Genomic DNA, 16,173 nt, shown 5'->3' on the forward strand with positions numbered 1-16,173 from the left:
TGTTTACTTTGTTTGATTTGGAAAGATCAATTTATCCAAGGAAAATAATGAAGACTTTAACAAAATCATTCTTAACATTAATGCTCTCGACATCAGCGCTTTTTGGGGCAGCAGGGGATGACCGTCCCGTACACGCCGACCCCGAGGTGGGGTGTCAATTAGATAAGCAAGAAGCAGCTTACGTCAAAAGTTTTTCAGGTCAGTATAAGATCCCTATGTTTAAGCGTCCTGGTAAAGGCTTTGAAAATGACTGGGCCGAGATTGCTTCCAAAGAGATTCCAGAATGGATGATTGATGCGAAGTTTGGTATCTATACCCATTGGGGTCTGTACTCTCAGGCTGAGTTTGACGGTAATACTTACATACAACACATCTATAATCCGAAAGATCGCAAAGCAATTTCCAAAACAAACAACTTGACTCATTATGATTTTCACCGTCAGAAGTATGGTCCTGCAGAAGAGTTTGGCTATACAGATTTAGTTAAATCTTTCACTTGCGAAAAATACGATGCCGTAGAATATGTGGATCTAATGATGGAAGCTGGAGCAAAATTTGGTGGCTTAGGTGTTGTTCACCACGAGGGTTACCTAATGTGGGATTCCGATGTGGGGCGTTGGAATGCAGGGAAGACAGGACCTAAGCGCGATCTTTTCGGTGAGTTTATGAAAGCTGCCGATACTAAAGATTTCAAAACTTGTGCAACTTTTCACCATGCGAGGTCATATGATTACGCACTCAAATCACTACGTGTTAAAGGCAAAGAAGATCAACTCGAAACTATTTTAAATAATGCTGCTTACGATATCAACCAAGATGAATTTAAAGATTTCTTTTTTCCTGCCCACAAATATCCAGTAGAACAATTCGCACAAGAATGGCACGACAAGATCATTGAAGTTATGGATAAATATACTCCGGACATGATTTGGTTTGATGGTGTCGCTATTGACAAGCCCAACTCTCCAGAACATCATGTAGTAGATTTCCTTAAATTCTATTTTAAAAAAGCTGCAGAGCAGGGCAAGCAAGTAACTATTTGCAATAAATTACCTGGCAGTGATAAGAGTGGGGTTACGCGTTTCAATTTCCCTCAAGGCGTCGGTATTCGCTGTTATGAAAATGGAAGAAATATGCCACCTGATAATGCCGGTTACTGGCTTTGGGATCGCGCCATTAGCTACCCTTGGTCTTGGGTGAAAGATAAAAACTATAACCTAACTAGTGAATACCATGTACGTAGCTTAGTCGATATTGTCGCTCGTGGAGGAGTTTTTTTTCTTTCACTTACTCCTAAAGGCAATGGAGAAATTCCCGCTGAAGAAAAGCAGATTTGTCGTGAAATTGGAGCTTGGTTAAAAATTAATGGTGAGGCCATCTACTCCACTCGTCGCTGGGCAATTCCTGCCGAGGGCGACGTGAAGCTTAATGCCTATCAATATATTGCTAAGCGTAAAGGCTTTTGGTACAAGTACATGAAGACCTCTCCACAACAGATTCGCTTTACACAGAGCAAGGATGGCAAAGACCTTTTTGTCATGACCCTAGGATGGCCAAAATCGGGTGAGATTCTCGTGAAAAACTTAAAAACTAATTCACCACATTTCCCAGAAAAAATTACTTCAGTAAAAATGCTCGGTTCTGATGAAGAAATTCAATTCACACGCACAAGTGAAGGACTTAAAATTCACTTCCCTTCTCAAAAACCCTGTGACTTTGCCTTCAGTTTTAAAATTAATTAGGAAAAAATCATGAAATTCACACATAAAATTTGTTTAAACCTCGGTCTTGTCGTGAGCATTTGTGGCGCAGGGAAAAGCGACTTTAAACTTTACCCAGACCTCAATAGAACAGCATTGGGAGAAGATGCTCAGAAACGAGTAGCAGAAATGGAAGGGCAAAAATTTAATAAACCTCATTTCCGTATTCCCGATAAAAAATACCGTGAAGCATGGGAGGACTTACGCCATAAACAGGATCCCGAATGGTTAAAGGACGCCAAATTTGGGATATACACGCATTGGGGTCTATTCTCCATACCAGCTAATCGTGACGCCAGTAACACATATGTGCGTTATATGTATAAAGATGAAGTTAGTAACAAGAAAAAAAGTAAAGCGTATAAAAAGGGGGTCAGTTCCTTTCATAAGCAACGTTTTGGCGAACCCACCGAATTTGGCTACTCAAATTTTACTGACTTGTTTAAATGCCAAGATTTTAATGGTGCAGAATACGTTGAAATCATGAAAGATGCGGGGGCAAAATTTGGTGGACTAGGAATTGTTCACCACGATGGTTTCCTCATGTGGGATAGTGAAGTTGTACCTTGGAATGTTGGGAAAATGGGACCCAAACGCGATATCTTTGGTGAGTTTGTAGAAGCGGCAAAAGAGGAAGATTTCAAGACCTTCGCATCCTTCCATCATGCGCGCAGTTTTGGCTATGCAACTTCCTATTTAGAAGAGTCCGATTTTACTGAAGAAGAAAAATCTAAACTCGATATCTTTAATCCTAAATATGATTCTTGGTATTTTCCAAAATGGGGAACGGCAAAGGCCGCACAATTTGATGATTTATGGCTTAAAAAGGTACGAGAAGTTATTGATAAATATCAACCCGACAGTCTTTGGTTCGACGGTTTATCTCCTCAAGAACATTGCACCGAAGCAAGTCATGTGAACTTCATGAATCATTACTATAAAATGGGCGAAGAGCAGGGCAAGGATTTAGCAGTATTTAACAAACTTCCTGGGAGCGGTTTTTTTAATTTCCCTCAAGGGGTGGGTATAAAATGTTATGAGGGTGGTCGCGATATGCCTCCTTATACCACGGGCTCATTTTTAATTGACAAAGCTATCAGTTACCCTTGGTCTTATATCGAAAATAAAACTTATAAATTTGGTCCTGATTATCATGTGGACGCAATTATCGATGTTACTGCACGTGGTGGTTATTATCTCATGTCATTGACCCCTAAAGCATCAGGTGAAATTCCTCAAAAAGAAAAGGAGATTTGTGCAGAAATAGGTAAGTGGATGCGCATCAATGGAGAGGCTATCTATGGTACGCGTGAGTGGGTGATTCCTACAGAAGGCCCACTGAATACATTTATGTATAAACCTGAAAAAGGGGTCGTATACTGGGATTACCGTGCACCCAATAAGCAAGGTGAAATACGCTTCACAAAAAAAGGTGACGATATGTATGCGGTTTTCTTAGATTGGTGTGATGATAAGTTCGATATCCGATCACTGGGGAAACAGATGATTCCAAATGCCGAGATCGCAAGTGTAGAACTTCTTGGTCATAAGGGTGAACTCAGTTATGAACAAACTCCCGAAGCCCTAGTGATTCAAAGTCCAAAAGAAAAACCATGTAAATATGCCTATGCGTTCAAAATAAAACTAAAAGGCGATGTTGGTAATGCCATGGTGGCTAATAAACCAGTGAAGATGGAAGAGAATACCATGCTTTATGACGACATAGAGCAGAAATACTCCAAGTAAACTTCATTTATAATATATGCTTTGACTCATAAAGTGAGACATAGCCCCTAAGCGCTTGTGGCCACCTACATTTCTTATCCCCTGGGCTCACCAAGCATCAGCTTCGCATTTTTAGTTTCTATGTGATAGTAGGCGTCCCGCCTGCTTATTTAATCCCTAGCTTTAATTAAAAATTCATCATTCAAAATTATAAGCCAGGCCATTCTGCAGTGAGACCCGCGAACGATCTTTTAGCTGCCACCTGAAACCTAAGCGTCAGCGCCACCTCAGGAACTCCGTTCCGTTCTGCAGTGAACAAGGTGAACTACGAACTGATTTATCGAGGCTGTTATTTTGTGAAGAGCTTATTGAATTCCCCTTCAAGTCACCTATAGTAGAGTACTCATGGGGGCGCCCGGTTTCGACTGTTAGGGTCACTCTTGAGTTGCATGTCGAGGTTGGCCGGTTGGCCTCGTAAAAAGCCGTCCAAAACATAAATGCTAACGATACTGATTACGCATTAGCGGCATAAGATAAGCCCGCTGCCTTTCCCACTCGACGCCTAATAGAGTGACGACAGGCCCAAACTTATTAGGCTGGCTTCAAACCTGATCTTCAGGGGGGAGAAGTAAGACTTCACTGCAGATTGCCGCTTCACTGGTTTTGTTTTCCGACAGGTGAGGAGGTCAAGAAACAAAGGTAAACTACACATGTAGACGCTCCTGTAGTACTTTACTCAGGACGGGGGTTCGATTCCCCCCGCCTCCATTTAAAGGCGTGAATTGCTGATAATCAGTAATTCACGTCTTTTCTTTTATGAGTGTTCACGTCGCCCTATATCTTTTACTTTGGGAGCGCAGGCCTACCGCCAACTGAATGAGTTGCTGAGACCGCCAAGCTTCAGCTTGGCTCTTTATGTTCGCCCGTATGGCAATACCCAGTAATTGGCAATTGCGGACAACACTTCATCTACAGCAGGAAACAAAGACCTAAGCTATCCACAGATTACAAAGATTAAGTCAGATAATCAACAACTCCGTTTCATTCTTTAGTGAGCCCTACAAATCATCTTTTAGCTGTAACATCTTTCCTTAAAATCAGCCATAGGTCTAATAAATATTCTAACTATTGGATTATAAGTCTAAATTTAATCTAAATTCACGTAATAATCCCAGTCAATCCAGGTTTTACATCTAGATTTTAAATTCTTATCTAATTCATTTATGTTCTTTTTGAAATCTTCAGGGTCAGTGGTGTTAGATGAAATATCTATATACCATTTATAGTATTGACCATCAATATCTTCACCGCCGTAATTTTTGAATATTTCAATTTTCAAATTTTGTAGAAAAAAAATTGTTGGGTAATGAAAAAAAGTAGACTTTGTTTGTATACGTAATATTTTTTTTATGGATTGACTTAAATTTCTTTCTGAAATTTTATCACAAAATATAACGGCAGTTTTCATCGTCTCCTCCTTAGGCTACTTTCGTTTTTAAATGACTATAATTGAAGAGCTTCGATGGGCGATGATGAGCCGCTTTCATATCCTCATTACGCAGCTTACCAATAAAAGACTTTGTGTTTACATTCATTTCGTCACCAAAATTAATGCCATCGAAATCATAGTGGTAGAGAAATTTAAGAATGTCATGATCAATAACTTCGGGTTCACCTTTGGGTTTAAAGGAATTTTCATGTGAACCTAATGTAATGAAGATACGTCGTGCTCCAAATGATTTTACTTTTTCTATATCTGTAGATATGAGTTTAGTTCGGAGATGATTTTTAAGAAATTCTTGAGACATACTTACATACCTAAAATGTATATCTGAGTTGAAAAAATTAGAGCATCATAAGCATGTTCGGCCATTTGAGTAAAATTGCATTTGTGGTGACTCGACTCATTCATGTAACCAGTCATTATAGCGTTATCCATCATCTATCTCCTCATAATATTTGGTATCTTCTATCTCCTTAATAAGATATTGTTTTTGTCTTTCAGCTACAATAACAGAGATGGTTCAGATAGAGGTCAGTTGTCTTAGAGACGGTCAACTTGTTGAAAGTGCAGCTTTTTATCTGGGCTTTGCAATAAACTAAGTTTTAGTGGAATAGCCTTATTTCTCATGTTTGTCATAATAGCAACACAAGAAACAGAGAGTTTCAGGCCCTCTCCTTGTTTATCCAATCTGTAACCAAGAGGAAAGTATTTAACGCAGTTAGTACTTTTAATGAATTTCCTAAAAATACTAAGTGATAGTTTACACAATTCATTACCGACGGCTAAATCACCGTGAATTTTTAGGGGTTTTGTCGTTAAAACTTGAATGATTCCTCTTATACTTTCGGATATTTCTACGAGGAAGAACTTAATCTTTTTATTTATATATTTATAACATCTAAATTTTTTTATAGTTGGTTTTTTTATATTTGTCGATTTTGATAGGACTATGTAATCATCCCCTGTTAACTTCTTAAGTTGTTGATTAAAGAAATATGATGTTTGATTATTAAGAGTTGAAAATTCAGTCCAGCTTACATCTACATTAACAGTTATTTGATTTTTACTTTTTAAATTCATCTTATCAAAACCTTAATTTATTAAAAGTACATTTATAAGATAGGTTTTTATTTATTGATTCTCAAAATATGGAAAGGCTTACTTAGAGCTCAGTTTATTAATTACTCGATCTTAAACTGAACTTTAAATGAGCTATTCCTCTTGTTGATAGGGATAATTTTAAAGAGTAATTATTCTAGTTATTCTCTTTTTTCAACCAAATAAAAAAAATATGGGCTCTATGAGAATGTTGTAAATGTTGTGCCATTAACAATAAGGAGTAGTAAGAATGAAAGTTGAAAACATGTTCAAAAATAGTGGCTTTTTGCCAACTATTGAAGATTTATTTCCTGCACCCCAAATTAAAGAAGATTTTGTAGCTTGGCCATTTATTGATAATTTATTTGATTTCACAAAGCTTATTGGAAAAAAAACTTAGCCAAACATGTATCTCAAAAGTAAAATCTAAAAAAGTTGCAGTGATCGGCGCTGGTGTTGGCGGTATGTGCGCAGCGTACGAATTAAAGAAATGCGGAATCGATGTTGAGGTAATAGAAGCGGGAAACAGGATAGGAGGGCGATGCTGGTCCAAACGTTTTACAAACAGAGATGGTTCACTGTCAGATGTGTTCGCTGAATTAGGAGCGATGAGAATTCCACTTTCACAAAAAACTTTTTGGTCTTGTGTAAATGATTTGAAGTCTGCTTTAAGTTTCCCTGATCCTGGAACAGTAAGAACAAAGTTCTTTTAAGATAATAAATCATATGACTGGGAATCTGGGCAAGAAGCCCCCGGTTCATTTGGTGAAATTGCTAAAGATTTCGGGATATGGCTTAATTATTTAAAGGGAATCTTGTATAAACCTTTTGCTGAATGACTGCAATTGCCAAATAAAAAAGACTTATTAGAACTCACCCGTGTGTGGCAAGTCGAATTTATTGATAAATATAAAGGTTGTAGTTTTTTTAAAGCTGTTTCCGATGTTATGACTGATTGGGGAACTGAAGATTTTGGAGCTTTGGGAGTAGGGTTTGGGGACTTTGGTTCGCTCTATCCAGTTAATATGTTAGAATTAGCTCGAATTATCCTAATGCAGTGGGAGGAGAATCAGCAAATGTTTCCTTCTGGGGTGGAGGTACTTCCTAATGCATTTTATACCCATTCAATTGAAATTAATGGCGAGAATATTAATTCTTTGGAAAAATCTAAAGCTGTAAAATTTAATACAAGAGTTAAAAACATTTCATATAGAAATAGTTTAACAAGCCCTTGGTAACTTTTGAAAGTGGTGAAAAACGTATGTATGATGCAGTTGTTGTAGCGACTACGACAAGGGCTATGTCGTATATGGGTTTGATTATGCCTATGAGAGGTGTAAAGCAATCTATTATGCCCGACAGTGTTAAAGTCGCGATTAGAAATTTACATATTACTAGTTCATCAAAAAAGTTTATAAGAACTCGTTCAAAATTTTGGTTAGCTACTGAAACTAACAAAAACTCATTAGAGTTTAGCTTGTTCTGAAATTATATACCCCAGCCTCCATTCCAGCGAGTTTTTGAACTCTCAAGAAACCTAGACCAATCTTCTTTAGATCTAGATAGGGGGTAGGGGGTAGGGGCAATAGGCTGATCAGAAGACCATAAAATATGAAATAGTCCATCTTTGCCAACTTGAGCAATATGTGAATGTCTCCAAATATGTTGATTGTCTTCATCTATATACGCAATGCCGCCTGGACCATAATAAGATAGGCCCTTGATGGCTTCGGCTATTTTATGAGCTTCAAAGGATTGACATTTTTGTATAGCTTTGGCCCAAAGTTGAACGCCAACATAGGCGGACTCCATATAACCAGCAACTCTTTGCTGTTTGCCATATTTCAGTTTAAATTCTTGTAGAAAATCATTATTACTATACTCATCGTTATTTTGGAAATAAGTGAAAATACCATATAAGCCTTCGCAATGTTCTAAGGGGATGTGATTGATCTCATTATCAGATAGAACGAGAGAGATAATTATAGTATTATTGTTTTGATTCATGTTTGATTCATGATATTGTTTTAAAAAGGCTTTATTACTTTCTACAGAGGCTAAAGTTAATATGATTACCTCAGGTTTTTTATCTTGTATTTGTTCAATACATCTATGGAAATCAGTACTGCCAATGGCTAGATAATCTTCGCCTAATAAAACACTATCATGAACTGTAATAGCTTCTTTTAATATCTCATTAGTTACGACAGGATATATGTAATCGGAGCCCACAAAATAAAATGAATGCGGCTTTATTTTATCAAAGAGCCAATCAATGATTGGTAAAGCTTGAAGGTTGGAGGTTGGGCCTGTGTAAATAATGTTTTTTGATGACTCCAAGCCTTCGTAATGAAATGGATAAATAAGAAGCTTGTTACTTTGTTCAATAATAGGTTTTACTTGTTTACGAGTTGAAGACGTAGAACACCCAAATACAGAAGTGATATTATGATTCTTAACTATGTTTTTCGCTTGCTCTGCAAAAACATATTCATTTGATTGACCATCAAAGATCTCGTATGTGATTTTATGATCCAGTAAACCACCATTTTTATTAATTTCATCAAAAGCCACGATGTAAGATTTGATTACACCTTCTTCATGTTCTTTTAAAATACCACTTGCAGAATGTAGAAATGCGACCTTGTGTTGTTTTTCTAATGTGCTCTTTGTGTCCGGTCTTTTGACTTCATTGAAGTTTTGAATGCTAGTTTTGAAGGCTTTGGATTCTTGGTAGTTGATTTGTTTTGGTACGGTGTTTAAAGAATGAGTACATTGCTTGAGGTAAAATTGATATTTATCAATACTATTTTTATCCTCCGGGCTTAGTGTATCAGTAACAAGTTCTTTAGCTTTAGTTAGGTAATTGAAAGATAGTTCGAAGCGTTGATTTACCGCATAAATTTCTGTTAGTTCCATATATATTTGAAGTTTATTTTCAGAAAGCTCAGTTGTGTGTAAAGCTTTTTCTAAATATTGTGTAGCTTTGGCCGGAAGGTCAAGCATTTTTAATAAGACGCCCTTCATATAGTATAGGGCATACAACTGAGAATTATCTGGAAGAGCTAAAGCAATATCAATCTGATTAAGTGCCTCACAGTAGTCCTGTTTTTCATAAAGAATTCTGGCATGTTTTTTGATTTCATGAAGAGCTTTTTGAGTTTGATTAGCTTTTCTCAAATGTAGGGTGAGTTTAGCTTGGTCTAACTCTTTATAGAATGATGCCGCAGATTCATGAATTTCAATTTTGATTTCTTCTGGTATATTTTGATATATACTTTGCCTTATTAAGTCATGCTTAAATTCATAATTTGATGAATCTTTAGAGATGAAGAAGTTGTATTGAATGAGCTTAGATAAATCTAAATTGGCTATTTGGCTTATTTGTTCCACATCACTCAGCTTGAACTCATGCCCCAAGGCGGATGCATAAAATAAAAAATTCACAGCTTGTTCATCTAGTTTAGATAACTGTTGTCGAACGAGAGATGTTAATGATTGCGGAAGAGAATTATCTTTGTACTTGAATCCCATGTCTAATAAATATCTAAAAAATAGTGGGTTGCCATTAGACAATTTTATATATTTATCTTGAACCGCACTAGGAACTGAGAGTGTATTACTACCAACTTTGATTAGTTCATGTTTATTTAGTGGAGAGAGGTTAAAAAGCTCCAAAGGAGTATTTAATACTGTGTTATTCCAGATTTGATACAAGGGACTTTGAATCAAGCGACTCGAAAGTGTGAGTATTAATGGATAAAGTCTGATTTCATGAGTGAAACTTTGGATTGTGCTTATTATTTCACTAGAGGCCCAGTGTATATCCTCAAGAACAATATTTATAGGTCGATCGATCTGTTTGATTAAGGTGAAAACCAACTCAATTTCATTTATTATTGTTTCTTTATATTTTCTAGACTTATCAATGTCTGTATTTTGACCAAAAAGTGTAAAAAGTGTTTTTTTTGTTTTTTTATCTAAGCCAGTATTCAATGAAAAATACTCTAAACAGTCTGGATATATCCTCATTGAATTTTGGCTATAATTAAGGTTTGTGCATTGGGGATAGTGTGAGTTAGCTGCATGCTTGGAATTTATTATTTCAATAAATTCACGAACTAAATCTTGCAGTAATTGTCTCTTGCTAGTAACGCCATCATATATGGGGAGAGTGAAGTTGATGAAATTATACTTTTCGGCATAGCCAATCAGTTTACTAATAAAGTGAGTTTTTCCTATTCCCGGTTCACCTTGCACGAAAATGACACTCCCTCTTTTTTCGTCTTTGACACGAAAAATACTTGAACAAGCACGGTGTATTTGTTCATCTCTACTCAAGGGAGGTGTTTTCTTATCTGGGTTGGTGCTGCTTAGTGAGCTGTTTTTTAGTTCATCTATACTGACTTTTAGGATTGACGCAATATCTTGAGCAGTGCGATAATATATTTTATTACCTGCTTCCGCTCTCTTTAGTGTTGATACTGAAAGGTAACACCCCATTTCTTGACTCTTAGAAGAGAACATATCACGACTTAAGCATTGTTTTAAACGGAGTGCTTTTATCGTTTCTCCCTTTAAAATAACCCTTCCATCAAAATCCATATAAACTAAACCTTAAATAAATAAATAAACAGTCATGACCAAATGTTCTTGTCAAACATTTCTGTATAAAAACTGTATTAAGTTAATAAGATGTACTCTAAAAGGAATATTTTCCTATTTTTTAAAGATATTTTATGATGTTTTTAGTTGTTTTTTAATATGGACGTTTGAATTTAGGCTTTTTAAGGAGCTTGTGTATAAAATTCCGTTTGTTTAAATGGCTTAGAACTTAATTTAAGCCAACCAGAAGATGAGTATGAAAGATTTCTTTTACACATGATGTTATCAAAAAGATTTTTGTAATGAACCCAATATTTTTTTTGTGTATTTTGCGTGATTTCAATTAGTAAAACATTATGATTTATATCATCAAAAGCTTCCATCACACAATAAGCATTATTGCTATCTGTGTTGCCATATAAAGAGTTCTTATTGATATTAAATATCATAATTTCATCACTCCTATTATAATTATTCAGATTATACCTAAACCTATTTAAAGCTTTAGAATAATTAAGCTCATCATATTGTTTGTATTCAGAAACTAAGAGGTTAATTGAGTCGTTAATTTCATTAAAAGAAATTTCTTTGTATGAATTAATTTCGGTACTAATTTTTTTTAATTTAAACTTTGATTTATCATAGATATCAAGAGTGACAGACTCTAAATAGTAATTAAGACTATTGCCACGTTTACATCTGTCATTAATTTCATCTTCAAGTATTTTAATTTTTTCGTAGTCCAAGGAATTTAAAAGGTGCCTGTGCTCATTGTCATTATAGTCGATTACCAAAAGCTCACCTGGCGTATTTTGTGTAACACAACCATTAACCAATATAATTAACAATGCCCCAATAAGATATTTCATTATAAACCTCCATTTATTTGGTTTCACTTTTAGTAGTTTTTCTTTCATAGTTTATCCTCATATATAAAACATATGTTTTAAGTTTTTCAGTCACAAGTGAGTTATTGGTTCATTTAAAGTTCAGATGGATCAATGTGAATTTTTAGTTAAGATTTTAATGGGAGATGTAGTTATAAGTCTTTGATAAAAAGTATATTAAGATTTTGTTAAGTCGTTTTTAATACTCTTTCTTCTATGCAATAGAATAGGCAGTTGTTTTAAAAAATGGTTCAATAATCATTAATGCTTAAAACTCTTTCAAGTTTTTTGTTAAACGCTAATATTTTCCACCTTGATTAACAAAGACGAGAGTTTTGCCAACCGAGAATTTGTCTCATCTCTTTGATCAGATTATTCAATCTACTCAAGCACCGGCCCTACAACTAAAAATTCATCGTTACAATTAAAAATACTGGGGAGTCCCAGCAGGCATCACCTTCGACTTGTATCCTGTTAGCTCAGCGCAGCGTCAAATCAGAAACTCAGTTCCGTCCCTATACTGTTTTCTAGGGGGGAGTGTACCAATACCATACATAAGTTTAGAAATGGTATGGATTCTCACATTTATATCTGATTAAGAGAATAAATTCACTCCTACAAAGATCCGTAATATACTTATTATAAATAGTTTGTGAATTTTTTTATGTGGTTTAGCACGCGATCTTCTTTACTCCTTTCAATTAATAATAAGGAGATAGACAAATGAAATTAAGTGAAACAATGATTGTAAGTTCCAGCTTTGTTATGGATAGCAAAAAACATAAAAAAAATCCTGTAATGAACAAGATTTCTTATTTAGCTTTCAAGCTTGGCTTACTTCGTTCAAGAACATTCTAAGGGGGTGAAGTAATGAAATTAGATCATACAAGCGTAGTGTTTATCAATAATGATGATAGCAAAGTTAAAACTAGGCCTAAAGCGATCTTAGCGAAAGATTGTTCTTTATGTAATGATCAATGGATCTACTCTGGCTACCATCCAATTTTAGGCTTTATAAAAAAACTCTTTCACCCATCAAGTAGGTATTGTCAATGTCAGAATAATCGTGTTGATATGTTTTGATGGAGGAGGTGACTTTAACAGCCATAAATTTTAAATGGAGGCTAGATGTAGGTGACCCTGATATGTGGAGCTGGTTAATAACCTTTGCCTACTTCACCTGCTTTTTTATAACTATTTATAGCTATAAAAATCTTAAAAAGCTATATTCCAAGCAGTCTTTATTTAGCCATAAATTAGCTATTTACTTACTGCTATTTTTAGGACTCAACAAACAATTAGATATACAAGTTTTAGTCAATGATTACGCGGGTTATTTACTGAATACTTTTGAATTAAGAAGTTACAAATATCACATTTTAACAGTGGCCATGATCGTAATGATGACGATGATTATCCTTGTGGTTTATCATTTTTCAAAGAACTCTAAACATCAATTTAATAAGTATTTGATGGTAGCCTACAGTGTGTTGTTCTTATTTATTTCTCTCAAAATAATTTTTATTTATAAAGGTGATTTTATTGCTAAGCTTAGTTATAATGCACAAAGCAAATTACTGAAATCTTTAGAGAGCTTCAGCCTTTTATTAATTTTTTATGGTCAAGTTAAGCTCATACGAAGCTTCAATAAAACATTATCGAAAAAAACATAATCCCAATAATATTAGTACCTAGACGTACAGACATTTACCTCATTGATTAGTTCTTAGTTCCAATTCAAAATTGAGAATTTAAAAATTGCACCTGCCACCTATTTCCCTTTTCCTCAGCGCAGCGTCAACTCAGGCATCAGCCCTAAACTAAGCGCAGCGTCAACTCAGGAACTCCGTTCCGTCCTGCCGTGAGCCCGGCGAACGATCTGCCAGCGAATGTTATGAGCGATCTTTAGGCCGCAGGCCGTCCTGCAGTGAGTTCGCGAACGATACTCCACCTGGCAAATCTATAGTTCAGTATCAGTCAACGCGTGTGAGTATTCAAAATTCTTTTTCTTTCCTCTTGAACTAAAGGGTTCTTTCGCAGACCCCAGATGCGATCCCTAGCAGCACGATAAGTCAGTTTTAAGTCAATTATGGGTTTGGGGTAGGATTGAAAGAGTTTATACCCCTTCATTTGGACTTCCATAGGCTCAATTTTCCAAGGTTCATGAATTTCCTCTTTATTGAGTTCCACAAGTTCAGGCAGCCATTGACGAATAAAATCACCATCGGGATCATGATCCATCGATTGCTTGACGGGATTATAGATTCTCACCGTATTGATCCCAGTGGTTCCTGCCTGCATTTGAAATTGAGTGAAATGAATGCCGGGTTCATAATCCAAAAATAGTTTAGCCAAATGGTAGACTCCATCCCGCCAATCTTGTGCTAAATGATGGCAGAAAAAACTCGTCAGCATGGCTCGCATACGAAAATTGATCCATCCGGTTTTTTCGAGGCATCGCATACAAGCATCAACCAAGGGATAACCCGTGCGGCCTTTTTTCCAGGCCTGAATAAATTCTGCATTATAATCAGTACGCATTAATTCGTAAGCTTGGTTTAAGCATAAAAATTCATAAGAGCATTCCACCTCAAATTTTTGTATGAAATGACTACGCCATTTCACTCGAGTTAAAAAAGCACTATAGGCCCTTTTGTGACACTCATAAGCTTTGGATTCTTTCACCTTTTGATACACTTGTTTAGAACTAATATTTCCCCATGCCAAGTAGGGCGATATGCGACCACAATACTTTCGGCTCAGGCCCGGTTTAGAAATATGCTTTTGGTAATTTTTCCCTCGCTCTGACAAGAAATTGCTTAAATAGAGGTGAGCCGCATCTTCTCCGGGGATCTGCATTTCTTTAGGATTTCCCTTTATGCGCTCAAAAAAATCTTCTATAGGCTTAAATAAACCTTCATCAAATTCAAAATCACTTGAGCTGTAGCTATTTTCAATCAAGCTTTCCTGATGCCAAGAAAACCAAGCTTTATCCCAGTTATCTCGGTTTTGAATACCCCGTTTTATAGCACTAGTTTCGGCCTCGAGTAAATCAAGGCCTTGGCGTTTGCAAAAATCTAAAATACTGCGATCACGACGCCAAGTTCTTTGCGTACCATGTTCCTGATAAGCCAGGATATTTTTAATTTTGTATTCTGAAGCAATTCTTTCAAAAGCCTCCAGAGCCGAGCAATTCACTATGAAAACAGGACGATTGAAAGGCTTCAGTTTGGCTTGCATTTCCAATAGCGAAACTTTGATAAAGTGGAGGTGACGATCAGACAGATCTGGGGCTCGTATCAAATCCGGCTCAAAACAGTAGAGCAATAAATAGGGGGCCTGCATCAATTCCGCTGCAGCTAAGCAAGCGTGATCATTTAAGCGCAGGTCTCTCTTTAGCCAAACTACGTTAATTTCTTTCTTCAAGCAGCTGTCTCTTACATTGTTTCCAGAATTTAAAGAAAGATGAATAATTTCCTTCTAGGGAGGACAAGCTTTCGCGTTTGTCTTCCACACCAACATAATTGTTTAATGGATGCTGACGATAATAAATCTCACCACGGCATAATTTTTTGAGTTCGGCAAAATCACCCACAAAGATAATGAGATCATCAATATTTTTACTCAAGTTCATAAAAAACCTCATCACTCTTTCCGAAACGGGATAAGCTTCAAATACCTTGGGCTCAATGAGCAAGATCCGATTAGCCACTTGCCCAGAGCGCCACTTGGGATCCAAGTTATAATAGTTATAGATCAAGCTATCATCATGCTTAAGAGCATTAGGATTGTCACCAGATATTGGCTTCCACTTCAAATCAACCGTACTCAATTCCTGCAGTTCTTCGACCTCATCATAGCGCGTTAAATCTCTATAAGTTTTATCTAAAAAGTTATCGCCTTCATCGACTCGACAATACTTATTTATGTTCTCTTGGTTTGCAATATATTTTCTTCCATTTAAGCAAGCGGCTACCCACTGCCAACTCAAAGCATTAGAAGCCCAATCACCATCCAATAAATGATAATACATCCATCGAGCAGGCTCATACCAATGATAAGAAGCTATATTACAGATACTCATGGCTACATACATCCGCATATGATTGTGCATGTATCCTACATTGTACAGATCTTTTATAGCCTCGTTAAAGACTCCAATACTACTGCGAGCCTCCATTAAACTGGCCGGCATACCATCCTGCTTAGTCGCTTCTTGATTGAAGTTTAAATCCCTATTTATCTTTGTTCCATGATAATTCCATTGGCTCTGCCAATAATCTCGCCAAGCCAACTCTTGCACAAACTTTTCTACCTTTTCTAAGCTGTAACGCTTCATTAGAGAATCATAAACACTGCGTGTGCTAATAACACCACGAGAAATGTAGGGGGATAGGTAGGACACATCACCATCTAAAAAATTTCTCGTCCGAGCGTAATTTTTCACATCATATGACTCCAGTAAATCTATAATCTCATCATAAGCATATGTAAATTCATTCATTTTTTTGTCTCACTAAATTTTTAGTTTAAGTATGTTTGACTCATACTTAAAAACAAACAAAAAACATTCAAAACGTTCATTTTGTGAGAT

15 protein-coding genes and 1 other RNA gene are annotated in these 16,173 nt (G+C 36.2%); 8 read left to right on the plus strand and 8 right to left on the minus strand.

Annotation, left to right across the window (positions count from 1 at the left end; all coding sequences use genetic code 11):
• The first annotated feature begins 47 nt into the window (after positions 1–47).
• From PQO01_RS14270 to ssrA, 3 genes are all read left to right on the plus strand, one after another.
• Entirely contained in the window at positions 48–1,742 is a 1,695-nt protein-coding gene (locus PQO01_RS14270) for an alpha-L-fucosidase (RefSeq protein WP_274314764.1), read from the plus strand.
• A gap of 9 nt (positions 1,743–1,751) precedes the next feature.
• Positions 1,752–3,506, plus strand: a complete 1,755-nt coding sequence (locus tag PQO01_RS14275) for an alpha-L-fucosidase (RefSeq protein ID WP_274314765.1) — start codon at positions 1,752–1,754, stop codon at positions 3,504–3,506.
• A gap of 386 nt (positions 3,507–3,892) precedes the next feature.
• Positions 3,893–4,256, plus strand: a transfer-messenger RNA (tmRNA) gene (gene ssrA / locus PQO01_RS14280).
• 376 nt (positions 4,257–4,632) lie between these two features.
• Here ssrA and PQO01_RS14285 read toward each other — a convergent pair.
• From PQO01_RS14285 to PQO01_RS14300, 4 genes are all read right to left on the minus strand, one after another.
• The gene (locus tag PQO01_RS14285; RefSeq protein WP_274314766.1) at positions 4,633–4,953 is read right to left on the minus strand and encodes a hypothetical protein; all 321 of its coding nucleotides are present in this window, start codon (positions 4,951–4,953) and stop codon (positions 4,633–4,635) included.
• Positions 4,954–4,963: 10 nt separating this feature from the next.
• Positions 4,964–5,293, minus strand: coding sequence for a hypothetical protein (locus PQO01_RS14290; RefSeq protein ID WP_274314767.1), 330 nt, complete (start codon positions 5,291–5,293; stop codon positions 4,964–4,966).
• 2 nt (positions 5,294–5,295) lie between these two features.
• Positions 5,296–5,424 carry a hypothetical protein gene (locus PQO01_RS14295; protein ID WP_274314768.1) on the minus strand — a complete coding sequence of 43 codons (129 nt, stop codon included), beginning with the start codon at positions 5,422–5,424 and terminating at the stop codon, positions 5,296–5,298.
• A gap of 105 nt (positions 5,425–5,529) precedes the next feature.
• On the minus strand, positions 5,530–6,069 hold the full coding sequence (locus PQO01_RS14300; RefSeq protein WP_274314769.1) for a hypothetical protein: 540 nt from the start codon (positions 6,067–6,069) through the stop codon (positions 5,530–5,532).
• A gap of 268 nt (positions 6,070–6,337) precedes the next feature.
• On the opposite strand from PQO01_RS14300, the gene PQO01_RS14305 reads away from it, so the two are divergent.
• The 4 genes from PQO01_RS14305 (at position 6,338) to PQO01_RS21660 (ending at position 7,573) form a co-directional block, all read left to right on the plus strand.
• The gene (locus PQO01_RS14305) at positions 6,338–6,487 is read left to right on the plus strand and encodes a hypothetical protein (protein ID WP_274314770.1); all 150 of its coding nucleotides are present in this window, start codon (positions 6,338–6,340) and stop codon (positions 6,485–6,487) included.
• Positions 6,471–6,800, plus strand: a complete 330-nt coding sequence (locus tag PQO01_RS14310; RefSeq protein WP_274314771.1) for an FAD-dependent oxidoreductase — start codon at positions 6,471–6,473, stop codon at positions 6,798–6,800. The genes PQO01_RS14305 and PQO01_RS14310 overlap by 17 nt, the downstream gene beginning before the upstream one ends.
• Before the next feature lie 132 nt (positions 6,801–6,932).
• Positions 6,933–7,325 (plus strand): hypothetical protein, encoded by a 393-nt coding sequence (locus PQO01_RS14315; RefSeq protein ID WP_274314772.1) that lies wholly within the window; start codon positions 6,933–6,935, stop codon positions 7,323–7,325.
• A gap of 23 nt (positions 7,326–7,348) precedes the next feature.
• On the plus strand, positions 7,349–7,573 hold the full coding sequence (locus PQO01_RS21660; RefSeq protein WP_420792921.1) for an FAD-dependent oxidoreductase: 225 nt from the start codon (positions 7,349–7,351) through the stop codon (positions 7,571–7,573).
• A 2-nt stretch (positions 7,574–7,575) separates the two neighbouring features.
• Here PQO01_RS21660 and PQO01_RS14320 read toward each other — a convergent pair whose 3' ends face one another.
• Both PQO01_RS14320 and PQO01_RS14325 read right to left on the minus strand, forming a co-directional pair.
• Complete coding sequence (locus tag PQO01_RS14320; RefSeq protein ID WP_274314773.1) at positions 7,576–10,692, minus strand: transporter substrate-binding protein; 3,117 nt, start codon at positions 10,690–10,692, stop codon at positions 7,576–7,578.
• Between the two features lie 182 nt (positions 10,693–10,874).
• Positions 10,875–11,609, minus strand: coding sequence for a hypothetical protein (locus PQO01_RS14325; RefSeq protein WP_274314774.1), 735 nt, complete (start codon positions 11,607–11,609; stop codon positions 10,875–10,877).
• Positions 11,610–12,302: 693 nt separating this feature from the next.
• Between PQO01_RS14325 and PQO01_RS14330 the strand changes: the two genes are divergently transcribed.
• A complete protein-coding gene (locus PQO01_RS14330) occupies positions 12,303–12,437 on the plus strand; it encodes a hypothetical protein (RefSeq protein WP_274314775.1) in 135 nt (44 codons plus the stop codon).
• Positions 12,438–13,556: 1,119 nt separating this feature from the next.
• Here PQO01_RS14330 and PQO01_RS14335 read toward each other — a convergent pair.
• Positions 13,557–15,005 (minus strand): cryptochrome/deoxyribodipyrimidine photo-lyase family protein, encoded by a 1,449-nt coding sequence (locus tag PQO01_RS14335; protein WP_274314776.1) that lies wholly within the window; start codon positions 15,003–15,005, stop codon positions 13,557–13,559.
• Complete coding sequence (locus PQO01_RS14340; RefSeq protein WP_274314777.1) at positions 14,989–16,083, minus strand: FAD-binding domain-containing protein; 1,095 nt, start codon at positions 16,081–16,083, stop codon at positions 14,989–14,991. The genes PQO01_RS14335 and PQO01_RS14340 overlap by 17 nt, the downstream gene beginning before the upstream one ends.
• Positions 16,084–16,173 lie beyond the last annotated feature (90 nt).

It is taken from the genome of Lentisphaera marina (assembly GCF_028745505.1).
Classification (GTDB): Bacteria; Verrucomicrobiota; Lentisphaeria; order Lentisphaerales; family Lentisphaeraceae; genus Lentisphaera; species Lentisphaera marina.

Coding starts and splice junctions, on each gene's coding strand:
- PQO01_RS14270 (WP_274314764.1), top strand. CDS start 48: ATGAAGACTTTAACAAAATCATTCTTAACATTAATGCTCTCGACATCA.
- PQO01_RS14275 (WP_274314765.1), top strand. CDS start 1,752: ATGAAATTCACACATAAAATTTGTTTAAACCTCGGTCTTGTCGTGAGC.
- PQO01_RS14285 (WP_274314766.1), bottom strand. CDS start 4,953: ATGAAAACTGCCGTTATATTTTGTGATAAAATTTCAGAAAGAAATTTA.
- PQO01_RS14290 (WP_274314767.1), bottom strand. CDS start 5,293: ATGTCTCAAGAATTTCTTAAAAATCATCTCCGAACTAAACTCATATCT.
- PQO01_RS14295 (WP_274314768.1), bottom strand. CDS start 5,424: ATGGATAACGCTATAATGACTGGTTACATGAATGAGTCGAGTCACCAC.
- PQO01_RS14300 (WP_274314769.1), bottom strand. CDS start 6,069: ATGAATTTAAAAAGTAAAAATCAAATAACTGTTAATGTAGATGTAAGC.
- PQO01_RS14305 (WP_274314770.1), top strand. CDS start 6,338: ATGAAAGTTGAAAACATGTTCAAAAATAGTGGCTTTTTGCCAACTATT.
- PQO01_RS21660 (WP_420792921.1), top strand. CDS start 7,349: ATGTATGATGCAGTTGTTGTAGCGACTACGACAAGGGCTATGTCGTAT.
- PQO01_RS14320 (WP_274314773.1), bottom strand. CDS start 10,692: ATGGATTTTGATGGAAGGGTTATTTTAAAGGGAGAAACGATAAAAGCA.
- PQO01_RS14325 (WP_274314774.1), bottom strand. CDS start 11,609: ATGAAAGAAAAACTACTAAAAGTGAAACCAAATAAATGGAGGTTTATA.
- PQO01_RS14330 (WP_274314775.1), top strand. CDS start 12,303: ATGAAATTAAGTGAAACAATGATTGTAAGTTCCAGCTTTGTTATGGAT.
- PQO01_RS14340 (WP_274314777.1), bottom strand. CDS start 16,083: ATGAATGAATTTACATATGCTTATGATGAGATTATAGATTTACTGGAG.